The organism is Paraburkholderia sp. D15, from assembly GCF_029910215.1.
In the GTDB taxonomy this organism is placed as follows: Bacteria; Pseudomonadota; Gammaproteobacteria; order Burkholderiales; family Burkholderiaceae; genus Paraburkholderia.
The window spans coordinates 509,560-529,367 of the sequence record NZ_CP110396.1 but is presented as its reverse complement, the minus strand read 5'-3'; the positions used below and the strand labels follow the sequence as shown (position 1 = coordinate 529,367).

Below are 19,808 nucleotides of genomic sequence, written 5' to 3'. Positions count from 1 at the left end.
CGGAACAACCCGAAGCGAACGTCCGTTCGCATGAACAGCATAAGGTGCGTGGAAAGGTTAAATATTCATCAGGTGTTTGCCGATAACCAGTGGCAGAGTAACCGGAACCAGCCTGATATCTATCGATATGCTTTCCAACTCCACGCAACATCTGTCCGATTCCGGATTACGCGAGCGCTTCCATCGGCGCTCGCTCGAACATCAGCGTCCGCTTTCCACGGTGACGATGGCGTTCACCGTGGTCGCGTTCCTGTGCTTCGTCGGCGCGCGCAATCTGGTCGGCGGACCGGCGTCGCCGCTCGGCTACCGGCTTCTGTGCGCGCTCGTGCTCGCGCTGCTGGTGCTGGCGGTGCCGCGCGCGAAATCGATCTGGCTGTTCGGCGTGATCGGCGTGGTCTACCTGCAGGTGCTGGTGGGCGGCATGGCGCTGAACGTCGCGGGAGTCGATGCGCCGTTGCTGTGGGTGCTGCCGGCCATGGCGGTGATTCCGATCTGCGCGGCGCCGCTGTGGCTCACGCCCACGCATTACTTCACCGGCACCGTGCTGTTCTACGCGGCGGCCTTCGCGCTGCTGTCCGGCGCGCCGCGCCCGCACGACGTCGACGTGGTCGTGTGGATGTGGATCGCGGCGATCGGCATGCCGACCTCGGCGGTGTTCCACTTCGGTTTCTATCGTTTCCGGCGTAACCACTTCCTGCTCGAAAGCCAGCTCGCGCAACTCGCGGCGACCGATCCGCTGACCGGTCTGCAAAACCGCCGCGCGTTCGTCAAGCAGGCCGAGCGCCGGCTCGACATGAACGCATCCGACGAACGGATCAGCGCGATCTTTCTCGACATCGACAGTTTCAAGTCGTTGAACGACCGCTTCGGTCACGCGGTCGGCGACCACGCGCTGTACCAGGTCGCGCAGGTGCTGATGGAAGAGACCTCGGCGGACGACAGCGTGAGCCGGATCGGCGGCGAGGAGTTCGCGGTGCTGCGGCGCGACGGTCTGAGCGGCGCGCTGGATCTGGCCGAGCGGCTGCGCGGCGCGATCGCCGGTATCGAGCGGCCGGACGGTCATCTGACCGCGAGCTTCGGCGTGGCCGAGCACCGGCGCGGCGAAAGCATCATGGTGTTGCTCGATCGCGCCGACGAGGCGCTGCTGCGCGCCAAGCACTCGGGCCGCAACCGCGTCTGCGCCGAACGCGCGCTGCCGCTCGAAGCGCTGCAGCTACTCGGCGACGAGACCGCGGCGGATGGCGGCGCGCGCCGGCATCGCTGGGAAGACTATTACCTGACTTCGCATTTCCAGCCGCTCTACAGTCTGTCGCATCAGAAGCAGGTCGGTTTCGAGGCGCTGCTGCGCGGCGAGCAGGACGACGGCTCGCTGGTGCCGCCGGTCGTGATGTTCGCGCCGAAGCCTTCCAGCGACGAAGGCGCGCTCGACCGCGCGAGTCATGCGGTGCATCTGGGCAATGCGCGCAAGTCGCTGCCCGGCGACGCGTGGCTGTTCCTCAACATTCTGCCGGCCACCTTCATCGCGGACGGCTACGCGGACCAGCTCGCGAAGATCGTGCGCTCGGTCGGGCTGGAGCCCGAGCGCGTGATTCTGGAGATTCTCGAATCGCACGGCGGCAGCGTCGACGACATGTCGCGGGCGGCGGCGCTGTATCGCGAGCACGGCTTCCTGATCGCCGTCGACGATTTCGGCGCGGGGCAGTCGAATCTCGACCGCCTGCTGCGCATCCGTCCGGACCTCGTCAAGCTCGACGGCGAACTGATTCGCGCGACCAGTCCCGGCACCGAGCAGCCGATCCTGCCTAAGCTCGTGTCGCTGCTGCATCAGGCAGGGATGCTGGTGGTGGTCGAAGGAGTCGAGACGACCGAGGAACTGATTCTCGCGGTGGAATCGAACGTGGATTTCGCGCAGGGTTATCTGCTCGGCCGCCCGGCGGCGGAGATCGTGCCGCCGGACTCGGTGCACCGGCGCATCGACGACGCGTTCGACGTGATCGCGCAAGGCCGCGCGCATCAGCATGCGATGTTCGAGTCCGAGGTCGAGCCGTATCGCGAGGCGCTGCGGCAGGTCGCGGATGCGCTGCGCGGCGGTGTCGCGATGGAGCAGGCGTTCGCGTCGCTGTCGACTTTCGAGCGCTGCATCAGCTGCTTCATTCTCGACGATTCGGGACGGCAGATCGGCCATGAGTTGCCGGGGCCGGCGTGGAGCAGCGACGGCGCGTCGCTGCATCCGGTCGCGAATCCGCGCGACGCGCGCTGGGACCATCGGCCGTATTTCCGTAATGCGGTGCTGCTGCCGGGTGTCGCGGTGGCGAGCAATCCTTATCTGTCGCTCGCGAGCGGCCGGCCGTGCATCGCGGTGACGCTGGCGTTGCAGTTCCCGGCGGAGCGCTCGGTGATCGGCGTCGAGCTGGACTGGTCGGCGCTGGGCTTGCCGTGGCCGGCGGGGGAGTGAGCGGCGGGTGTTCGGCGCTGGCTCTCGCGGTTGGCTTTGCGCTTGACCGTCGGGGTCAAACCTCGCGGTTAATCTTCGCGCATGAAGCCCCTCGCGTTTAACTTTAATATCCGCCCTTGACTGGCGCCGCCGCGCTCGCGGTGTTCTTGTACGACGCGGCCAGGTCCGCCGCCGCGCGGCTCAACAAGCCGGTGTCCGTGCCGACTGCGACGAAGGTCGCGCCTGCGGCGAGGTAGTCGGCCGCGATCGCCGGGTCCGGCGCCAGCACGCCGGCCGCCTTGCCCGCGCGACGCACCGTGTCGATGCCCTGACGGATCGCGTCGCGCACGCTGGCGTGGCCAGGCTGGCCCAGCAAACCCATCGACGCGCTCAGATCCGCCGGCCCGAAAAACACGCCGTCGACACCGTCCACCGCCGCGATCGCCGCCAGATTCTCCAGCCCTTGCAGACTCTCCACCTGCACCAGCACGCACAACTCACCGGCGGCCGCATGCAGATAGTCAGGAATGCGATTCCAGCGCGACGCGCGCGCCAACGCGCTACCGACCCCGCGAATTCCCTGCGGCGGATAACGGGTCGCGGCGACCGCGTCGGCGGCCTGGCCGGCGGTATCGATCATCGGCAGCAGCAGCGTTTGCGCGCCGATATCGAGCAACTGCTTGATCAGCGCGCTGTCGCTGCGCACCGGCCGCACCACCGGATGCGACGGATAGGCGGCCACCGCCTGCAATTGCGCGAGCGTGCTGCGCACGTCGTTCGGCGCGTGTTCGTTGTCGATCAGCAGCCAGTCGAAGCCGGCCGTGGCGAGCACTTCGGTCACGTAGGCATCGGCGAGCGCGGCCCACAGGCCGAATTGCGGCTGGCCTTCGCGGATCGCGCGCTTGAAGGCGTTGTGCGGTAGGGACATGGCGATATGTGGTCTTTGAGCGAGGAATCAGGGTGGTGGGCCTGAATAGCCGGATAAAACTTTCAGGCGGCACTCAGACGAAGTTCAAGCCGATTCCGCCGAGCGGGCCGTAATCGACGTGGAACGTGTCGCCGGCGCGCGCGGGAATCGGCGTCGTGAACGAGCCGCTGAGAATCACGTCGTTGGCGTTCAGCGACTCGTCGTACGGCGCGATCTTGTTCGCGAGCCAGGCCACGCCGGTCGCCGGATGATTCAGCACCGCGGCCGCGAGGCCGCTTTCCTCGACCGCGCCGTTCTTGTAGAGCAGCGCGCCGACCCAGCGCAGATCGACATCGAGCGGACGCACCGGACGCCCACCCAGCACGATGCCCGCGTTCGCCGCGAAGTCCGAGATCGTGTCGTAGACCTTGCGCGGCGCCTTGGTGTCGCGATCGAACTGCTCGATGCGCGCGTCGATGATTTCCACTGCGGGCGTCACGTAGGCGGTCGCGTCGAGCACGTCGAACAGCGTGACGCCGGGGCCCTTGAGCGGCTTACTCAACACGAACGCGAGTTCCACTTCCACGCGCGGCGCGATGAAACGGTCCACGCGGATGTCCTGGCCCGCCTCGATGAACATGCTGTCGAGCAGCGGCGCGTAGTCGGGTTCGTCGATCTGCGACGAGCGCTGCATCGCGCGCGACGTGAGGCCGATCTTGCGGCCCTTGATCACGTGTCCTTCGGCGAGTTTGAGCTTGACCCACTCGCGCTGGATCGCGTAACCGTCCGCGACGGTCATGGACGGGTAGCGGGCGGAGAAATGGCGCACCTGCGTGCGGGTTTTCTCGGCGTGGTCGAGTTCTGCCGCGAGTGCATGGATGGTGTGTTCGTCTAGCATGTCGGTTCTCGATGAGCCGGAGTACGGCTGTGAAACTGGCCTGTCAATCCCGGCGAGGAAGCTTTGGCGCCGCGTGGGGTTTGCCGTGTCAACCCTTCAGCCGTGCGTGCAGGTTGTTGTGCTTCCACGTGCCGGCCTCGCTGAACTCGCCGATCTCCAGCGACAACGCGAGCCCGTGCTGCTCGAACGCGTCGGCGAAATGCCGTTTGATCAGCGCGAACAGCGCGTCGCCGGTGGCCTTCTTGACGGCGTCCGAACGGCCCGCGCCGATCTTCAGGTTCGCGTGCAGGAACGCCGCGTCGGGACGGCCGTCGGCGATGCAGTACTGCTCGCAGCGCAACGCGCGCACGCGGATACCGCCGAGCGGATAGACGCGCTGCTCGCCATCGCGCTGCGCGTCGAGGCATTGCGCGAGCGCGCCGCACAGTTGACCGAGGCTGTCCGCGTCGGCGAGATTGGCGCTGTATTCGAGTGTCAGATGGGGCACGTCAGGCTCCTTGTTCCGATTCAGGCGGGCAGCGGCGTGACCGGGAAGATCGCGTTGATCTGGCCGGTGCCCGAACTGCCGAAGTACGGCGTGACGACTTCGACCTTGCCGTCGTAACGATCCCAGCCGAGCGCGCCGAGCAGCATCGCGGTGTCGTGCATGCCGCCTTCGCCCCAGCATTTCTCGTTGTACAGCGGCAGCATCTCGCAGAAGGTCGCCCAGTCGCCGGCTTCCCACAGATCGACCACCTTGCGGTCCATCTGTTCGAGAAACGGATTCCAGACCTTGTGCATGTATTGCTCGGCGGTGCCGTTGTCGGCGAAGTGATGGCTGAGCGAGCCGCTCGCCAGGATTGCGACGGTACCGTCGTAGCGTTCCTCGATCGCCTTGCGTACCGCGAGGCCGAAGCGTGCGCTGGTCGCGAGGTCGTGCCACATGCACCAGCCCGCCACCGAGACGGTCTTGAAGTGCCGGTCGCCATTCATGTAACGCATCGGCACCAGCGTGCCGTATTCGAGTTCGAGCGTGGTCTCGCTGTGCGCGCGGCTTTTCACGCCCATTTCGTTCGCGACTTCGGCGATCGACTGGCCGAGCCCGACATTGCCGGGGTACGCGTACGGCATGTTCTTGATGAAGTGCGGCAGTTCGTTGCTGGTGTACACGCCTTCGAAAGCCGGCGCGCAATTGATGTGGTATTCGCTGTTCACGAGCCAATGCACGTCGAACACGACGATCGTATCCACGCCCAGTTCGCGACAACGCCGGCCGATTTCATGATGGCCGTCGATTGCCGGCTGACGGCAACCTTTATGCGGACCGTCGAGTTCGGACAGATACAACGACGGAACGTGTGTCACTTTTGCAGCCAACGCGAGTTTGCCCACCTCGGTCTCCAATGTTGGTGTATCGCCTGTCGAGGCGAGACGACGCTAGCGTCCGACTCTCGTTAAACGCCCCAGCGCGGAATATGATGCGAGCCCAGCGACACGCACACGTTCTTCGGTTCGAGGAACACTTCGTAGCTCCACGTGCCGCCTTCGCGGCCGGTGCCGGATGCCTTCGTGCCGCCGAACGGCTGACGCAGATCGCGCACGTTCTGGCTGTTGACGAAGCACATGCCGGCCTCGACAGCCGCCGCGACGCGCAGCGCGCGGCCGGTGCTCTCGGTCCAGATATAGCTCGACAGTCCGTACGAGATGTCGTTGGCGAGCTTGATCGCGTCGGCTTCGTCGTCGAACGGGATCAGGCACGCGACCGGGCCGAAAATCTCTTCCTGCGCGATGCGCATGCGGTTGTCGACATCCACGAATACGGTCGGCGTGACGAAGTTGCCCTTGCGCAGCGCTTCCGGCAGATCCGGCGTATCGAGTCCGCCGCACGCGAGCGTCGCGCCTTCCTTCGGACCCAGCTCGATATAGCTACGCACTTTCGCGAGATGCCCCTGGCTGATCATCGGACCGACGATCGTGCCGTCGGCGAGCGGATCGCCCACCGTCAGCCGCTTCGCACGTTCGACGAAACGCTCCGCGAAACGCGCGTAGATCGAGCGCTGCACGAGAATGCGCGAGCCGGCCGTGCAGCGTTCGCCGTTGTTCGAGAAGATCATGAACACGGCGGCGTCGAGCGCGCGTTCGAAGTCGGCGTCGTCGAAAATCACGAACGGCGATTTGCCGCCCAGTTCCATCGAAAACTTTTTCAGGCCCGCGGTCTGCACGATGCGGTTGCCCGTTGCGGTGGAGCCCGTGAACGACACCGCGTGCACGTCCGGATGCGCGACCAGCGGCTCGCCGGTGTCCTTGCCAAAACCGTGCACGACGTTCAGCACGCCGGCGGGAATGCCGGCTTCGAGCGCGAGCTGGCCGAGCATCGACGCGGTGAGCGGCGACAGCTCGCTCATCTTCAATACCGCCGTGTTGCCGAACGCGAGGCAGGGCGCGACCTTCCACGTGGCCGTCATGAACGGCACGTTCCACGGCGAGATCAGCGCGCACACGCCGACCGGGTGGAACAGCGTGTAGTTCAGATGCGTGTCGGTCGGATACGTGTGACCGTCGACGCGCGTGCACATCTCGGCGAAGTAGCTGAAATTGTCGGCGGCGCGCGGCACGAGTTGCTTGCGCGTTTGCGAGATCGTCTGGCCGGTGTCCTTCGTCTCGGTCTCGGAGATCTCCGGCACGTTCTTCGCGATCAGCTCGCCGAGCTTGCGAATCAGTTTCGCGCGTTCGGCGGCGGGTTTCGCGGCCCATGCCGGAAACGCGCGTTTGGCGGCGCTTACCGCGGCGTCGACTTCCTGTGCTCCGCCGCGCGCGACTTCCGCGAGGACGTCCTGGGTGGCCGGATTGACCGTTTCGAAGTAATCCTGCGCGGCGCTCGTTTTACCGTCGATCAGATGCTCGATTCGCATGGCTTGTCCTGTTCCTGAATAGCGTTCGGTCACGCGCGGCCGAAGTCCGCGTCGGAGGCAATCGTGTTGACGAGACGGCCGAGACCGTCGATTTCGCAGACCACTTCGTCGCCGGCATTCACGTTGACGATGCCTTCCGGCGTGCCGGTCAGGATCACGTCGCCGGGCGCGAGGGTCATGAAGCTGCTGAGGTATTCGATCAGTGCGGGAATGCCGGTGACGAGATCGCGCGTATTGCCGTGCTGCTGGCGCGTGCCGTTCACGAACGTGCGCAGTTCGAGGTGCACGACGTCACCGGTGTCGTGGATGTCGGCGGCGTCGACGAACCACGGGCCGAGCACCGTGCCGCCGTCGCGATTCTTTACGCGCAGGTTGGGGCGGTAGTAATTTTCCAGGTAGTCGCGGATCGCGTAGTCGTTGGCGATCGTGTAGCCGGCCACGTAATCCAGCGCGCGTTCGCGCGTCACGTCGCGCGCCGTGCGGCCGATCACGACCGCCAGCTCGCATTCGTAGTGCATGAAGGCGACGCCATCCGGACGGCGTGTGACGCCGCGATGACCGATCACCGTGCCCGGTCCCTTGAGAAACACGAGCGGCTCTTCCTGTTTGTTGAACTGCAACTCCTTCGCATGCTCGGCGTAGTTCAGACCAAGCGCGAAAATCGTGCCGACCTCGAGCGGCGCGAGCCACACCACTTCATCCTCGCGACGCACGCGGCCATCGGCGAGACGCACGCCGCGCGGGTCCGGATAGCATTCGTGAATCGCCCCTGCATACGCTACACGGCCGCGCATCATGACGGTTCTCCCACGGGTTGCACGGCGCCGGAGGTTGCGCCGGCGAACGACAGGGTGAGGGGCGGCAAGCCGCCGACGGACAGCGTGACGGTGTCGCCGATATGCGCGACCGGCGAGCCGTGCGGCACGCCGAGCGTGATCACGTCGCCCGCGCTTAGCGTCATGAAATCGGTGACGTCGGCGAGCAGTTGCGCGACACCGCGCACCGAGCTGGCGGTCGTTGCGCTGAACACGGCTGCGCCGTTCAACGAGACGGCGATCGGCAAAGCGTCCGGTGTCGCCACATGACGCGCTGCAACGACGACCGGGCCGATCGCGCAGAAGCCGTCGCGTGCGCGGAACCGCACCGAGGGACGGTACACGCTCGCATGCGGCACGCTGAGGTCGCCGATCAGCGTGTAGCCCGCCACGTAGTCAAGCGCATGCGCCACGGAAACGCGTGTTGCAGTGCGGCCGATCACGATGCCGAGCGATGCGCCGACTTCCACGCCGAGCGTGTCGTCCGGCACGACGATGCGCGCGCGGTGCCCGGCGAACGTGTTGCGTGGCTTCAGATACAGCACCGGCGCTTGCGGCGGCGCCTTGTACGGCGCGGCGTGCATCGCGTCGCCCAATGCCGCGAGCGCGGCGCGGTCGTTCAGCAAGGTTCCGTAAACGGCGCCGCTGACGGGCGCGCGGCACGCCATGCCGCCGGCCAGCAGCGCGGCTGCGGTGGCGGCATCCACGTCGCGAGGCAGGGCGTCGCCTTCGGGATGCAGCAGATGATCGGCAAGGGCAAACATGGACTGGCGGTCTCTCGGCGAAAACACTAACATGTTAGTAGTATTGCGCTTGATATCATCCCCGGTCAATAGCCATGTCGGCCGATCGCGGGTTTTCCCTTAAGCTCCGACGGCTGCCTTTAATTTTTCCCCGAACATGTCCGCTGCTTCCACCCGAGTTTTGCACCGCAACCTGCCGATGCTGTTGTTGCGTGCCCGAGAAAAAATGATGGAGCGGTTCCGCCCGTTGATCACCGCGCACGGACTGACCGAGCAGCAATGGCGCGTGATCCGCGCGCTCAACGAGCATGGTCCGATGGAGCCGCGCCATATTTCCGACATCTGCACGATTTCGAGCCCGAGCATGGCGGGCGTGCTCGCGCGCATGGAGAGCATGGAGCTGGTGACGAAGGAGCGTTTCGCGGAAGACCAGCGGCGCGTGCTGGTGTCGTTGACCGACACCAGCGTGGACCTGGTGCGGGTGATTTCGAAAGATCTGGAAGCGCACTACCGCGAACTGGAGCGCAAGGTCGGGCCGGAGATCGTCGAGCGCGTGTACCGGGCGGTGGACGATCTGCTGGCCGGACTGGAGGAAGAGGACGCGTGAAGGGCGGCGCGGGCGGTGATAGCCCGCGTCTTGGCCCTGGATCCGGCCCCGGCTTTACCAGCCGTGAAAGCGCCGCCATTCCACGCTGTCGCCGTCCGGCGTCACCGCGTGATACTCGGGGAACTGCGCGCCCGTTGCGCACGCGTGATTCGGCAGAATGCGCAGCTTCATGCCGAGCGGGAAGCGCTGCGTGATGTCGTCGCGGGGGGATGCCGTCGCGTGCGTGCCAGCGTTTGTGTCTGGGTTCGCGTTTGCGTCAGCGTCAGCGTTTGCCTCTTGCCCGATCGCCGACAGAATGCCGTGCTCCTGATTCGCGCCGCTCACCACATAACCCGGCAACAGCGTGCCGTTCAGCAGACAAGGCTGGCCGTAGCCGAAGTCGTGCGCCTGCTTCGACGTGCCCCGGTCGCGGCTTAATGCCATCCAGCCCGCGTCGAGAATCGCCCAGCCTTTGTCGGGTTGATGGCCGATCACGGTGGCGAGCACGCTCAGCGCGATATCGTCGAGCGCGCACACGCCGACGTTGTGCATGACCAGATCGAACAGCACATAGACGCCCGCGCGCACCTCGGTGACGCCGTCCAGTTGCGCGGCGGCCAGCGCGGTCGGCGTCGAACCCACGCTGACCGCCGGGCACGGAATGCCGGCATCGCGCAGCCGTTGCGCGGCGCGCACGCAACCCGCGCGCTCCTGCTCGGCGAGCGCGGCGAGTGCCTGCGGCGTGTCGAGTTCGTAGCTGGAACCCGCGTGAGTCATCACGCCGCCTACCCGCACGCCGTTCTCGTGCAGAATCCGCCCGACATCGAGCAACGTGTCCTGGTCGGGCGTGATACCCGAGCGATGGCCGTCCGTATCGACCTCGATCCACACCTCGAAAGTTTCGCCGTGTTGCGCGCCGAAGCCGGCCAGCGCGGACGCGGCGCTGGGGTTGTCCACCACCAGTTTCAGATCGCAGCCCTGGCGCCGCAACGCTAGCGCGCGCGGCAGCTTGCCCGGCGCCATGCTGACCGCGTACAGAATGTCGGTCACGCCCGCCGCGAAGAACGCCTCCGCCTCCTTCAACGTCGAGACCGTGATGCCGCGCGCGCCCGCGGCAATCTGCGCGCGTACCACGTCGATGCATTTGGTGGTCTTCACATGCGGCCGGAACGCGACGCCGAGCGTATTCATATGCCCCTGCATCCGCGCGATGTTCTTCTGCATTCGCGCGACGTCGATCAGCGCGGCGGGGGTGTCCAGGTGTTCGAGTTTCATGCTTTCACCAGAGGGGAGGGCGGTTCAGCGGCGGCCGAAGCGGCGCAGCCACGGCACCAGCGGGTCGAGCGTCGGCGCCTCGATGGCGGGCGCCTGCGCGCCGCTCACGAGCGGCAGGCCGATGCGGTTATGCCAGTATGTCCGCAAGCCGACGACGGCGGTGCCGAACATGTCGTAACTGGAGCCGGCGACGAATGCGGCTTCGTGCGGCGCCACGCCGAGCTTGTCGAGCGCGAGACGATACGGCAGCGGGTCGGGCTTGTAGACGCCGGCTTCCTCGGCGGTGACGAGCGCGTCCCAGCGGACCGGCAGCAATGCGGCCGCCTGCCGGCCGAGATGCGCGGAGCAGTTGGTGACCACGGCGAGTTTGCAATGCGGCGCGAGCGCCTGCAACGCATCGACGGCGCCTTGCCACGGTGCCAGGTTGGACCAACCGGCTTCGAGCGCGAGCGGCGCGGCTTCGGCGAGGCCGACTTCGCGGGCCGCGTCGCGCACCAGTTGTTCATACGGAATGTAGCGGCCGCAACCGTAGGTCAAACGCAGATACGCGGCGCGCCACGCACGGCCGGCGGCTTCGGAGCCGGCGGCGCGATTCCACGACGTCCACGAATCGAGCAGGGCGGTCAGCAGGTCGAAGAGGACGGCTTTCGGGTAGGCGTCGGCGGTGTCGCCGGATGGCGTATCGGTCATGATGGGGCCGGCGTCGGGTGGTCCGGTGTGGTGAAGGGGATGAACCGATTATAGGTTTGTCGCTTCGCACCGGCGTTTAGCGGGATTGATTCATAGATTCGATTTTTTTGAATCTTGATTGTCACCTCCAGCTGTACATGGTCCGCGGTTCTTCCACAGATCATTCAGCGCCGCCATGGCGGTTGCGGCTTGAAGCGCGCCTGCAGATACTGCATGAAATGCCGCGTTCGCGCGGGCAGTCCGGTGCGCTGATGCGTGAGCGCGATCACATTGGCGTCCGGTGTTTTCCACCCCGGCAGCACGCGCACCAGTCTGCCTTTCGCGATGTCCTCGGCGACATCCCACTCGGAACGCAGGATCACGCCACGCCCTTCGCAGGCCCACTGGCGGATCACGTCGCCGTCGTTGCAACTGAGTCGCGGCGATACGCGCACGCTTTGGCGCGTGCGCCCCTTGCTGAACTGCCAGAGCGTGACGTCCTCGTTGTTTTCGCGCAGCACGATGCAAGGCAGCCGGTCCAGATCCGCCGGCGTTTCCGGCATGCCGGCGCGGCGGATCAACGCAGGCGCCGCGCAGACGAAGCGCGCGTTCGGCGCGATCGTGTAGCCGACCAGGTTCGACACCGGCACCTCGCCAATATGCACGACGATATCGAAGCGGTCCATCCGGTCGGTCAGCGGCTGATCGGAGAGCGTGAGCGCGACGTCGACGTCCGGATTTTCCTGCTGGAACGCGGCGATTGCCGGCGCCAGATGGCGGCGTCCGAAACCCAGCGGCGCATTGATCTTCAACGTGCCGATCAGACCGCCGCGGCGTGTCTGCACGTCGTCGAACAGCGCGTCGAACTGCTGGACGAGTTCCGCGCCGCGCTCGCACAGCAGCGCGCCTTCCTCGGTGAATTGCAGGCGGCGCGCGCTGCGGTTGACCAGTTGCGTGCCGATCCGCTTCTCCAGTTGCTGGAGCCGCTGCGTGACCGCCGATGGCGACAGGCCCAGCTTTCGCGCGGCGGCGATCAGACTGCCGCTTTCGCGGATGGTCAGCAGGAAGCGGATATCGGTGGAGTCGGTCATGGTGGCGGCTGGGTTGGCGGGAGTGTGGCAGCGAGTGTGGAAGCGAGTGTGGAAGATTAAAGGGTTTGGATGCGCGGTTCCACCGGCGCGCCGGTGACGAGTCGCTGCGTTCGCCATTACGCCGCTGCGCGAACCACGCGGACGATGCAGGGTAAAGTGACGTTCCTGTAACGCAGCCGACAGCTTGACCCGCTAAAGTACGCGCCGATGTCGCCGGCCTTGCCCGTTTCGCAGCCGCGCGGGCGGCCTCGGTTGCGCACCGAAATCGTTGCCGCTTTCATTGGAAGAAAAGTCCCATGACGTTGTCACCCGACCCGTCGAAGCCCGCCATGTCCCACCCATCCAGCCAGCAATCGCAAACGTCCACGCACGAAAAAGCCCTAAAACAAGGGATATTTCTGCACACCGGCTGGCGCAGCGCGGGCACATGGGTCTGGTCGCGTCTGCGCGCGCTCGACGCCGCCACCGGTTTCTACGAGCCGCTCAGCAACGTGCTCGCGGACCTGAGTCTCGCCGATGTCGATGCGTCGCGGCCCACGCTGACCTCCGGTCATCCGCCGCTCGCCAGGCCCTATTTCGACGAATACCGGCCGTTTCTGCGGGACGGCGCACGCGGTGTCGATGGCTACCGGAAGCGCTTCGGCATCGATCGTTTCGCTGCGGTGCCGGATGCGGAATTTCCCGCGTTGCAGGCGTATCTGCATACGCTGTGCGAGCGCACGCTGGAGCATGGACAGGTGCCGGTCTTCAAGTTTTGCCGGTCGTCGGGCCGCTTGCCCTGGCTGAAGCAGGCGTTCCCGCAGGTGATGCACGTCGGCGTATTGCGCAATCCGGCCTCGCAGTTCGCGTCGGGCTGGGTGCTCAACCAGCAATGGAGCAACGCGTTCTTCGTCGCGGCGCCGTTTCGCGTGCTGGGGTTGAATCAGAGCGATCCGCTGGTGAGGGAAGCGATCGCGGTCTGCGGCGTGACGCTGCCGCCGGTCGCGCCGAACTCGAACGAGGACGCGTACGCGCTCGCCTGCGAGCAATATGCGCGCAGCGTCGAGGGCAGCAACGCGTACCGCGCGTTCGTCGCGTTGTGGATGCTGTGCGCGTTGAAAATGGCGGATGGCGTGGATCTGCTGGTCGACATCGACCAGCTCGGGCAATCGCGCGAGTATGCGGGCAATCTGAGCGCCGCGTTCCAGGCGCAATGCGGTCTGTCGCCCGACTTCGGCAGCGCGCGCGACCTGGTCGACGAGACGCGGCGTAGCGCGGCGCGCATCGGCGGGATCGACGGACGCGCGATGCGCGCCGTGCACTCCGCCGCGCTGAAATTCCTCAAGGCGCAAGGCGTGAGCGACGCGGCGTTCATCGAACGGGTGCGCGAAAAGATGGTGCTGGCCAACGAGCTGACCGATTTGTGGCGTTGAGAACCCGCTTCACCAATACAGTTTCCGCGCCAAAAACAATACAGTGAGGCGCGGTTCTACCGCGCTGTATCGGGAATCCACGCGACGCCGTCGCTACAGTCTGCGGGTCTTGGCGGCCCGGCGAGCGAATGCGATACCGCCCGCGCCGCGCGACGCAAGCCCGATCTTTTTTGCCCGGCTCTCCACGCCGCGGCCGATCCCGAACCCGAGGTAAGGACATGAATGCAGTGAACGAACAAGCGAAGCTGACGGTGCAGCAATTGGGCCACTACATCGGCGGCGCGCCGGCCGCGCCGTCGAGCGGTCGCTTCAAGGACGTGTTCAACCCCGCCACCGGCGAGGTCACGGGCTCGGTTGCGCTGGCGTCGGTCGCGGAAGTGGACGCGGCGGTGCAGGCCGCGAAAGCCGCGTTTGCCGCGTGGAGCGAGACCGCGCCGATCAAGCGCGCACGCATCCTGTTCAAGTTCAAGGAATTGCTGAACCGGCATCACGACGAACTTGCGATGCTGATCACGCGCGAACACGGCAAGGTGTTCACGGACGCGCAAGGCGAAGTGGTGCGCGGCATCGAGGTGGTCGAGTTCGCGTGCGGCATTCCGAATCTGCTGAAGACCGATTTCACCGATCAGATCGGCGGCGGCATCGACAACTGGAATCTGCGTCAGCCGCTCGGTGTGGTCGCTGGGATCACGCCGTTCAATTTCCCGGTGATGGTGCCGATGTGGATGTTCCCGGTCGCGCTCGCATGCGGCAACACGTTCGTGCTGAAGCCGTCGGAACGCGATCCGTCGGCGTCGCTGCGGATCGCCGAACTGCTGAAGGAAGCCGGTCTGCCGGATGGTGTGTTCAACGTCGTGAACGGCGACAAGGTCGCGGTGGATGCGCTGATCGAGCACCCGGACGTGGCCGCGCTGTCCTTCGTCGGCTCCACGCCGATCGCCGAATACATTCATACGGAAGCGTCGAAGCGCGGCAAGCGCGTGCAGGCGCTTGGCGGCGCGAAGAACCATCTGGTGGTGATGCCCGACGCCGATCTCGATCAGGCCGTCGATGCGTTGATCGGCGCCGCGTACGGTTCGGCCGGCGAGCGCTGCATGGCGATCTCGGTCGCGGTGGCAGTGGGCAATGTGGCCGATACGCTGATCGAGAAGCTGGTGCCGCGCGTGAAGTCGCTGGTGATCAAGAACGGCGAGCATCTGGACGCTGAGATGGGACCGTTGGTGACGGCGGAACATAAGGCGAAGGTGGCGGCGTATATCGCGTCGGGCGAGGCGGAAGGCGCGAAGCTGATCGTCGATGGCCGCGCGCATCCGGTGGCGGGCGAGGCGGGCTTCTTCATCGGCGGCACGCTGTTCGACAATGTCGGCACGGAGATGAAGATCTATCGCGAGGAGATTTTCGGCCCGGTGCTGGCGGTGGTGCGCGTGCCCGATTTCGCCAGCGCGGTCGCGCTGATCAACGCGCACGAGTTCGGCAACGGCGTGTCGCTGTTCACGTCCGACGGCGGCGTCGCGCGCGCGTTCGGCCGGCAGATTCAGGTGGGTATGGTCGGCATCAATGTGCCGATTCCGGTGCCGATGGCCTGGCACTCATTCGGCGGCTGGAAGAAGTCGCTGTTCGGCGACCATCATGCGTACGGCGAAGAGGGCGTGCGTTTCTATACGCGCTATAAGAGCATCATGCAGCGCTGGCCCGATAGCATCGCGAAGGGCGCGGAGTTTACGATGCCGGTGGCGAAGTGACGCCGGGACGATAGTTTCAGCGCGTTAGTTAAAAAGCCGCGCCTGGCCGGAAACGAATCCGGTCGGGCGCGGCTTTTTTGTGTTCCTGCTGCAACAGGCCGGCCTTCGTCGCGAGCTTTTCTGTCTATGGCTTCGCCAGTTCTGCCAGACAGGCGTCCCTCACGTTTTGCAACGCCGGGTCATGTACGCCATGCAACGCCGCTTTAGCGCGCTTGATGTAGGCCGGAATGTCTTTGACCGTATCTTCGATGAACGGTGCAGAGCAAACTCGACCAACGCCAAGTACCGGACCGTTGTTGGGATCAATGGCTTTGAGTACCGCCTTGGGATTCTTTGGCAGCGCGAATGCGAGTCCAATTCCAAGGTCTTCGGAATATCCGCCATCCGTTCCTTCGGCCAGCTTCGGCGCGAGCGCAACCCATGCTGCGTTGCCGGCATCGATGCGAGTCAGGACGTTGTCCCACTCGGACTCCGACATGCCGCTCACCGTGGCTTTTGCGCCTTTGTCGTCAAGCTGCTTTGCCAGGACGGACGCGCCCGGTTGTGCCGCGTTCGCGTTCGCGATCGGCATCGAGCAGGCTAGCGCGCATGCCAGTGCAAAACCGAAAATTTTTTTCATTGAACAACCTCCAGGCAAACCATCAAACGCTCGACGACGTATCCTCTTCCGCTTCATTCAACACCGCGTTCTGCACCGCCATGGCCGGACTGACCTGCGGCGGCGCCTGACGCGGATCGTCGATGCTGTAGCGCAGCCATCCATTCTCCACGTACACGCGCAACTGCCGGTACTTCACGAGATACAGCAAGCCGACCAGCGCCGCCGCGAAACCCGACGCGGCGCCCACGCCGAGCGCCCAGCGCGGACCGAAGCGATCCGCGACCCAGCCGACCACCGGCGCGCCGAGCGGCGTGCCCCCCAGCGCGATGGCCAGCAAAATCGCGATCACGCGGCCGCGCATCGCGGGTTCGGTGGTCAGTTGCACGAGGCTGTTCGTCGACGTGGTGAAGGTTTGCGTCGATACGCCGACCGCGATCAGCACGATGCCGAACAGCACGTAGTTCGGCATCAGCGAGGCCACCGTGCAGCCCACGCCGAATACCGTCGCCGCGCCGAGCAACAACGCCATGCGCGGTTTCGAGCGGCGCGCCGCGAGCAGCGCGCCGGTCACCGAGCCGATCGCCATGGTCGAACTCAGTACGCCGTATTCGCCCGCGCCCGCATGAAACGCGGTGACGGACATGGTCGAGATGAAGATCGGGAAGTTCAGCCCGAACGTGCCGATCAGGAACAGCATCAGCAGCGCGGCCTTCAGATCGGGCCGGCGCCATACATATTTGAAGCCTTCCACGAAACTGCCGCGCGCGCGTTTCGCGCGTGGCTTCAGATACAGCTGGTCGAGCCGCAGCATGCGCAGCGCGCCGAGCACCGCGATAAACGACAGCGCGTTGATGAGGAACACCCAACCCGTGCCCACCGACGCGATCAGCAAGCCCGCGACAGCCGGGCCGATCATGCGCGCGGCGTTGAACGACGTGGAGTTCAGACCGACCGCGTTGGCGAGGTCGGCCTCGCCGACCAGATCGGACACGAAAGTTTGACGCGCGGGCGAGTCGAACGCGGTCACGCAGCCGAGCAAACCCGCGAACACGTACACCTGCCAGAGCTGCACGAGACCAGTGACGGTCAGCAGTCCGAGCAGCAGCGCGAGCGTGCCCATCGAGGCCTGCGTGGCGAACAGCAGCTTGCGGCGGTCGAAGTGATCGGCCGCGTAGCCGGTGAGCGGCAACAGCAGCATCTGCGGGCCGAACTGCAACGACATGACGATGCCCACGGCCGTCGCATTGTGATGCGTGAGCCCCGTGAGCACCAGCCAGTCCTGCGCCGTGCGCTGCATCCACGTGCCGATGTTGGAGACGATCGCACCGCTCGCCCAGACCCGGTAGTTGTACGTGCGCAGCGAACGGAACGTGCCTGTCACGGGGTCGTCCTGGGAGAGTGGCTCAAGGATGCGCCGGTCGTGCGGCGTGCACGCGGCGCGATGGATTGGCTCATGGGTGCGTGATGCGCGCCTGATGCGTGCGCAGTGGGTGCATTAGCCGTGCGTGCGTTCGAGCAGGTCCAGCACCTCCTGCGTGGTGCCGGTCTCGCCGATGCGCGGGAAGATGCGCGCGAGCGTGTTGTTGTGCGCGTCCAGATGCATATCGGTCATCGCATCCACCACCAGCGTGACGTTCAGGCCGAGTTCATGCGCGTGGCGCGCGGTGGATTCGACGCCGATGCTGGTCGCGACGCCGAGCAGCACGATCTGCGTGACGCCTTGCGCTTGCAGATGCGCGTGCAGATCGGTGTTGGTGAACGCGCCCCACGTGCGTTTGGTGACGAGATGGTCCGACGGCTGCTGGTTCAGCTCGGGCATCAGCTCCGTGAAGGCGGCCGGGAAATCGCCCTTGGGGCCCGTCTGGTCCGCGCGGCCCTGCGCGCTGCCGGCCACGTTCACCAGCACCACGGGCAGACCATGACGGCGGAACGCTTCGGTCAGTTGCGCGGCGCGCTGGACGACCTCCGCGGTGGAGTGCGCGGTGGGCAGCGCGACGATGCCGCGCTGGAGATCGATGACGACCAGTGCGGTCTTCGCGTCGAGCGTGGTGAGTGCCATGGTGTTTTCTCCTGCGTTACGAGTCGATGAGGCGTTTGAGTAGTTCGACGCCGACCGCGAGCTGCTGCTGTTCGGCCGCCGAAAAGTGGCTTTGGATGGTGCGAAACAGCCAGTCTTCGCGTGCCGCGCGGCTGGCCTTGACCTTCTTGCGGAAAGCGGGCGTGAGCGAGAGCACCGTCTGCCGGCCGTCGTTCGGATCGGGCGCGCCGCTGACGAGACCGGCGGCTTTCAGCACCGACAGCTTTTCGCCCATGGATTGCGGACGCATGCCGTGCAGACGTGCAAGCTCGCTGACGGTGGCCGAGCCCTCTCGTTCCAGCAGGCCCAGCACCTGAATCTGCGACGGCGTGAAATCGCCGATGTGCGCCTCTTCGCGCAGCCGCCGGCGCAGCTTGCCGGTCACCACGCGCAGGTCTTCCGCCATGGCGTGCAGGGCGTCGGTGTCGGGGGCGGATGAAGTGTCGCGCCGGGTCATGACGTGAATGAAGACGTAATGGACATGCGAAGGAGGGTAGGCAGATATGGCTTCAAGCCAGGTTCAGGCACATGCTCAAACTATGAAGGCTACCTTTGAAGGTTACCTTCATATCTACGTCGAGTCAAGGCGCGGATTCCGCCGGCCATTTGCGCGCACTTCACCACGTTGTCACTCGCCGCCCGTAGATTGAAGGGGCAGTACCCTTTCAATCCATGAGAACCGAAATGACAAAGATCAGATGGCATCATGCAGGGACGGCGGCTTTGCTTTGCGCGAGCACGATTGCGCACGCAGGCACGCCGTCGGTAGGCAGCCGCGAATACAAAGTGCTGCTTAACCCTGTGAATTTCGCGAGCCAGCCGGCCGATGCGGCCAACCGTTTCCTCACCGATCTGCAGGCGAGTCTGGCGGCCAACGGTTTCGACCGCACCGTCACCGGCAGCTTCGTGGCCGACAACGATCGCACCGTGCTGTACTACGATGCGCCGGGCACCTGCGCGGTCAAGCAGGCCGGCTATTCGATGCGCGAGCGCGACGACAGCAGCGGCCGCAACATCGAACTGAAGTTCGGCTCGCCGAACCAGACGACCTCGGCGAAGACCGACGTGAGCGGCAGTTCATCCAAGGCGAAGAGCAAACTCGAAGACGACATCACGCCGCCATCGAACGAAACCTTTTCGCACTCCACCAGCGAGCCGCTGTCGGACTCGAAGAACATCAACCACCTGAGCGACATCAAGGACCTGTTCCCGACCACGCATGTGTTCGACAGCATCAGCAGCCAGTCGCTGGTGCCGGTGAGCGGGCTGTCGATTCACGAGGTGACGTACGACGGTCCGGTCAGCGATCTCGGCCAGGAAAACGCCGACTTCACGATGACGGTCTGGTATGCGAACGGTTCGACCACGCCCGCGCTCGCGGAAATCTCGTTCGAAGTCGATGTGAACAGCGACGGAGACTTCACCGACAAGGTGACGTCGCGTTCGCAGTTGATGTTCAGCGTGATTCAGGGGATGACGAACTGGGTGCAGTCGCCGAGTTCGACGAAGACCGCGTGGGTGTACAAGTATCAGCCGACGTTCTGTAGTCAGTAAGCGGTAGGGCGCGGGGCGGTGATGTGGTTACCGCCCCGCTTGCAGATGGTTCGCCGCCATCTAGCCGCTAGTTCATCGTTTGCTTATCGCTTGCTTATCGTTTGCCTATCGTT

19 protein-coding genes are annotated in these 19,808 nt (G+C 65.3%); 5 read left to right on the top strand and 14 right to left on the bottom strand.

Going from position 1 to position 19,808, the window contains the following annotated elements:
* The first annotated feature begins 127 nt into the window (after positions 1-127).
* Entirely contained in the window at positions 128-2,455 is a 2,328-nt protein-coding gene (locus LFL96_RS22095) for a bifunctional diguanylate cyclase/phosphodiesterase (protein WP_281002832.1), read from the top strand.
* A gap of 103 nt (positions 2,456-2,558) precedes the next feature.
* Here LFL96_RS22095 and hpaI read toward each other — a convergent pair whose 3' ends face one another.
* The 7 genes from hpaI to LFL96_RS22060 all read right to left on the bottom strand — a co-directional run bounded on the left by hpaI (position 2,559) and on the right by LFL96_RS22060 (position 8,709).
* Entirely contained in the window at positions 2,559-3,362 is an 804-nt protein-coding gene (gene hpaI / locus LFL96_RS22090) for a 4-hydroxy-2-oxoheptanedioate aldolase (protein ID WP_281002831.1), read from the bottom strand.
* A gap of 73 nt (positions 3,363-3,435) precedes the next feature.
* On the bottom strand, positions 3,436-4,239 hold the full coding sequence (hpaH, locus tag LFL96_RS22085) for a 2-oxo-hept-4-ene-1,7-dioate hydratase (RefSeq protein ID WP_281002830.1): 804 nt from the start codon (positions 4,237-4,239) through the stop codon (positions 3,436-3,438).
* Between the two features lie 88 nt (positions 4,240-4,327).
* On the bottom strand, positions 4,328-4,726 hold the full coding sequence (locus tag LFL96_RS22080) for a 5-carboxymethyl-2-hydroxymuconate Delta-isomerase (protein ID WP_281002829.1): 399 nt from the start codon (positions 4,724-4,726) through the stop codon (positions 4,328-4,330).
* A 20-nt stretch (positions 4,727-4,746) separates the two neighbouring features.
* Positions 4,747-5,610, bottom strand: a complete 864-nt coding sequence (gene hpaD / locus LFL96_RS22075; RefSeq protein WP_281002828.1) for a 3,4-dihydroxyphenylacetate 2,3-dioxygenase — start codon at positions 5,608-5,610, stop codon at positions 4,747-4,749.
* A 62-nt stretch (positions 5,611-5,672) separates the two neighbouring features.
* Positions 5,673-7,130, bottom strand: a complete 1,458-nt coding sequence (gene hpaE / locus LFL96_RS22070) for a 5-carboxymethyl-2-hydroxymuconate semialdehyde dehydrogenase (protein WP_281002827.1) — start codon at positions 7,128-7,130, stop codon at positions 5,673-5,675.
* A gap of 29 nt (positions 7,131-7,159) precedes the next feature.
* Positions 7,160-7,927, bottom strand: a complete 768-nt coding sequence (locus tag LFL96_RS22065) for a fumarylacetoacetate hydrolase family protein (protein WP_281002826.1) — start codon at positions 7,925-7,927, stop codon at positions 7,160-7,162.
* On the bottom strand, positions 7,924-8,709 hold the full coding sequence (locus LFL96_RS22060; protein WP_281002825.1) for a fumarylacetoacetate hydrolase family protein: 786 nt from the start codon (positions 8,707-8,709) through the stop codon (positions 7,924-7,926). The genes LFL96_RS22065 and LFL96_RS22060 overlap by 4 nt, the downstream gene beginning before the upstream one ends.
* A gap of 178 nt (positions 8,710-8,887) precedes the next feature.
* Between LFL96_RS22060 and hpaR the strand changes: the two genes are divergently transcribed.
* Positions 8,888-9,295: a homoprotocatechuate degradation operon regulator HpaR gene (gene hpaR, locus LFL96_RS22055; RefSeq protein ID WP_281002824.1), complete on the top strand. Its 408-nt coding sequence runs from the start codon at positions 8,888-8,890 to the stop codon at positions 9,293-9,295.
* 54 nt (positions 9,296-9,349) lie between these two features.
* On the opposite strand, the gene LFL96_RS22050 is transcribed toward hpaR, so the two are convergent.
* The 3 genes from LFL96_RS22050 to LFL96_RS22040 all read right to left on the bottom strand — a co-directional run bounded on the left by LFL96_RS22050 (position 9,350) and on the right by LFL96_RS22040 (position 12,309).
* Positions 9,350-10,549, bottom strand: a complete 1,200-nt coding sequence (locus tag LFL96_RS22050) for a DSD1 family PLP-dependent enzyme (protein ID WP_281002823.1) — start codon at positions 10,547-10,549, stop codon at positions 9,350-9,352.
* Positions 10,550-10,573: 24 nt separating this feature from the next.
* Positions 10,574-11,239 (bottom strand): HAD-IA family hydrolase, encoded by a 666-nt coding sequence (locus LFL96_RS22045; protein ID WP_281002822.1) that lies wholly within the window; start codon positions 11,237-11,239, stop codon positions 10,574-10,576.
* A 164-nt stretch (positions 11,240-11,403) separates the two neighbouring features.
* Positions 11,404-12,309 carry a LysR family transcriptional regulator gene (locus LFL96_RS22040; RefSeq protein WP_281002821.1) on the bottom strand — a complete coding sequence of 302 codons (906 nt, stop codon included), beginning with the start codon at positions 12,307-12,309 and terminating at the stop codon, positions 11,404-11,406.
* Positions 12,310-12,638: 329 nt separating this feature from the next.
* On the opposite strand from LFL96_RS22040, the gene LFL96_RS22035 reads away from it, so the two are divergent.
* Both LFL96_RS22035 and LFL96_RS22030 read left to right on the top strand, forming a co-directional pair.
* Entirely contained in the window at positions 12,639-13,721 is a 1,083-nt protein-coding gene (locus tag LFL96_RS22035) for a hypothetical protein (protein WP_281002820.1), read from the top strand.
* 218 nt (positions 13,722-13,939) lie between these two features.
* Positions 13,940-15,463: a CoA-acylating methylmalonate-semialdehyde dehydrogenase gene (locus LFL96_RS22030; RefSeq protein ID WP_281002819.1), complete on the top strand. Its 1,524-nt coding sequence runs from the start codon at positions 13,940-13,942 to the stop codon at positions 15,461-15,463.
* Between the two features lie 124 nt (positions 15,464-15,587).
* On the opposite strand, the gene LFL96_RS22025 is transcribed toward LFL96_RS22030, so the two are convergent.
* The 4 genes from LFL96_RS22025 to LFL96_RS22010 form a co-directional block, all read right to left on the bottom strand.
* Positions 15,588-16,082 (bottom strand): hypothetical protein, encoded by a 495-nt coding sequence (locus tag LFL96_RS22025; RefSeq protein ID WP_281002818.1) that lies wholly within the window; start codon positions 16,080-16,082, stop codon positions 15,588-15,590.
* A 22-nt stretch (positions 16,083-16,104) separates the two neighbouring features.
* Positions 16,105-17,445, bottom strand: a complete 1,341-nt coding sequence (locus LFL96_RS22020; RefSeq protein ID WP_281002817.1) for an MFS transporter — start codon at positions 17,443-17,445, stop codon at positions 16,105-16,107.
* Positions 17,446-17,559: 114 nt separating this feature from the next.
* Complete coding sequence (locus LFL96_RS22015; RefSeq protein WP_281002816.1) at positions 17,560-18,123, bottom strand: isochorismatase family protein; 564 nt, start codon at positions 18,121-18,123, stop codon at positions 17,560-17,562.
* A 16-nt stretch (positions 18,124-18,139) separates the two neighbouring features.
* Complete coding sequence (locus LFL96_RS22010; protein WP_281002815.1) at positions 18,140-18,598, bottom strand: MarR family transcriptional regulator; 459 nt, start codon at positions 18,596-18,598, stop codon at positions 18,140-18,142.
* Between the two features lie 227 nt (positions 18,599-18,825).
* On the opposite strand from LFL96_RS22010, the gene LFL96_RS22005 reads away from it, so the two are divergent.
* Positions 18,826-19,695, top strand: a complete 870-nt coding sequence (locus tag LFL96_RS22005) for a hypothetical protein (protein WP_281002814.1) — start codon at positions 18,826-18,828, stop codon at positions 19,693-19,695.
* Positions 19,696-19,808: the final 113 nt, after the last annotated feature.

What these genes read in the sequence shown, in the direction of transcription:
- LFL96_RS22095 (WP_281002832.1), top strand. Translation starts at nt 128, where the DNA reads ATGCTTTCCAACTCCACGCAACATCTGTCCGATTCCGGATTACGCGAG.
- hpaI (WP_281002831.1), bottom strand. Translation starts at nt 3,362, where the DNA reads ATGTCCCTACCGCACAACGCCTTCAAGCGCGCGATCCGCGAAGGCCAG.
- hpaH (WP_281002830.1), bottom strand. Translation starts at nt 4,239, where the DNA reads ATGCTAGACGAACACACCATCCATGCACTCGCGGCAGAACTCGACCAC.
- hpaE (WP_281002827.1), bottom strand. Translation starts at nt 7,130, where the DNA reads ATGCGAATCGAGCATCTGATCGACGGTAAAACGAGCGCCGCGCAGGAT.
- LFL96_RS22065 (WP_281002826.1), bottom strand. Translation starts at nt 7,927, where the DNA reads ATGATGCGCGGCCGTGTAGCGTATGCAGGGGCGATTCACGAATGCTAT.
- LFL96_RS22060 (WP_281002825.1), bottom strand. Translation starts at nt 8,709, where the DNA reads ATGTTTGCCCTTGCCGATCATCTGCTGCATCCCGAAGGCGACGCCCTG.
- hpaR (WP_281002824.1), top strand. Translation starts at nt 8,888, where the DNA reads ATGCTGTTGTTGCGTGCCCGAGAAAAAATGATGGAGCGGTTCCGCCCG.
- LFL96_RS22050 (WP_281002823.1), bottom strand. Translation starts at nt 10,549, where the DNA reads ATGAAACTCGAACACCTGGACACCCCCGCCGCGCTGATCGACGTCGCG.
- LFL96_RS22045 (WP_281002822.1), bottom strand. Translation starts at nt 11,239, where the DNA reads ATGACCGATACGCCATCCGGCGACACCGCCGACGCCTACCCGAAAGCC.
- LFL96_RS22040 (WP_281002821.1), bottom strand. Translation starts at nt 12,309, where the DNA reads ATGACCGACTCCACCGATATCCGCTTCCTGCTGACCATCCGCGAAAGC.
- LFL96_RS22035 (WP_281002820.1), top strand. Translation starts at nt 12,639, where the DNA reads ATGTCCCACCCATCCAGCCAGCAATCGCAAACGTCCACGCACGAAAAA.
- LFL96_RS22030 (WP_281002819.1), top strand. Translation starts at nt 13,940, where the DNA reads ATGAATGCAGTGAACGAACAAGCGAAGCTGACGGTGCAGCAATTGGGC.
- LFL96_RS22025 (WP_281002818.1), bottom strand. Translation starts at nt 16,082, where the DNA reads ATGAAAAAAATTTTCGGTTTTGCACTGGCATGCGCGCTAGCCTGCTCG.
- LFL96_RS22015 (WP_281002816.1), bottom strand. Translation starts at nt 18,123, where the DNA reads ATGGCACTCACCACGCTCGACGCGAAGACCGCACTGGTCGTCATCGAT.
- LFL96_RS22010 (WP_281002815.1), bottom strand. Translation starts at nt 18,598, where the DNA reads ATGACCCGGCGCGACACTTCATCCGCCCCCGACACCGACGCCCTGCAC.
- LFL96_RS22005 (WP_281002814.1), top strand. Translation starts at nt 18,826, where the DNA reads ATGACAAAGATCAGATGGCATCATGCAGGGACGGCGGCTTTGCTTTGC.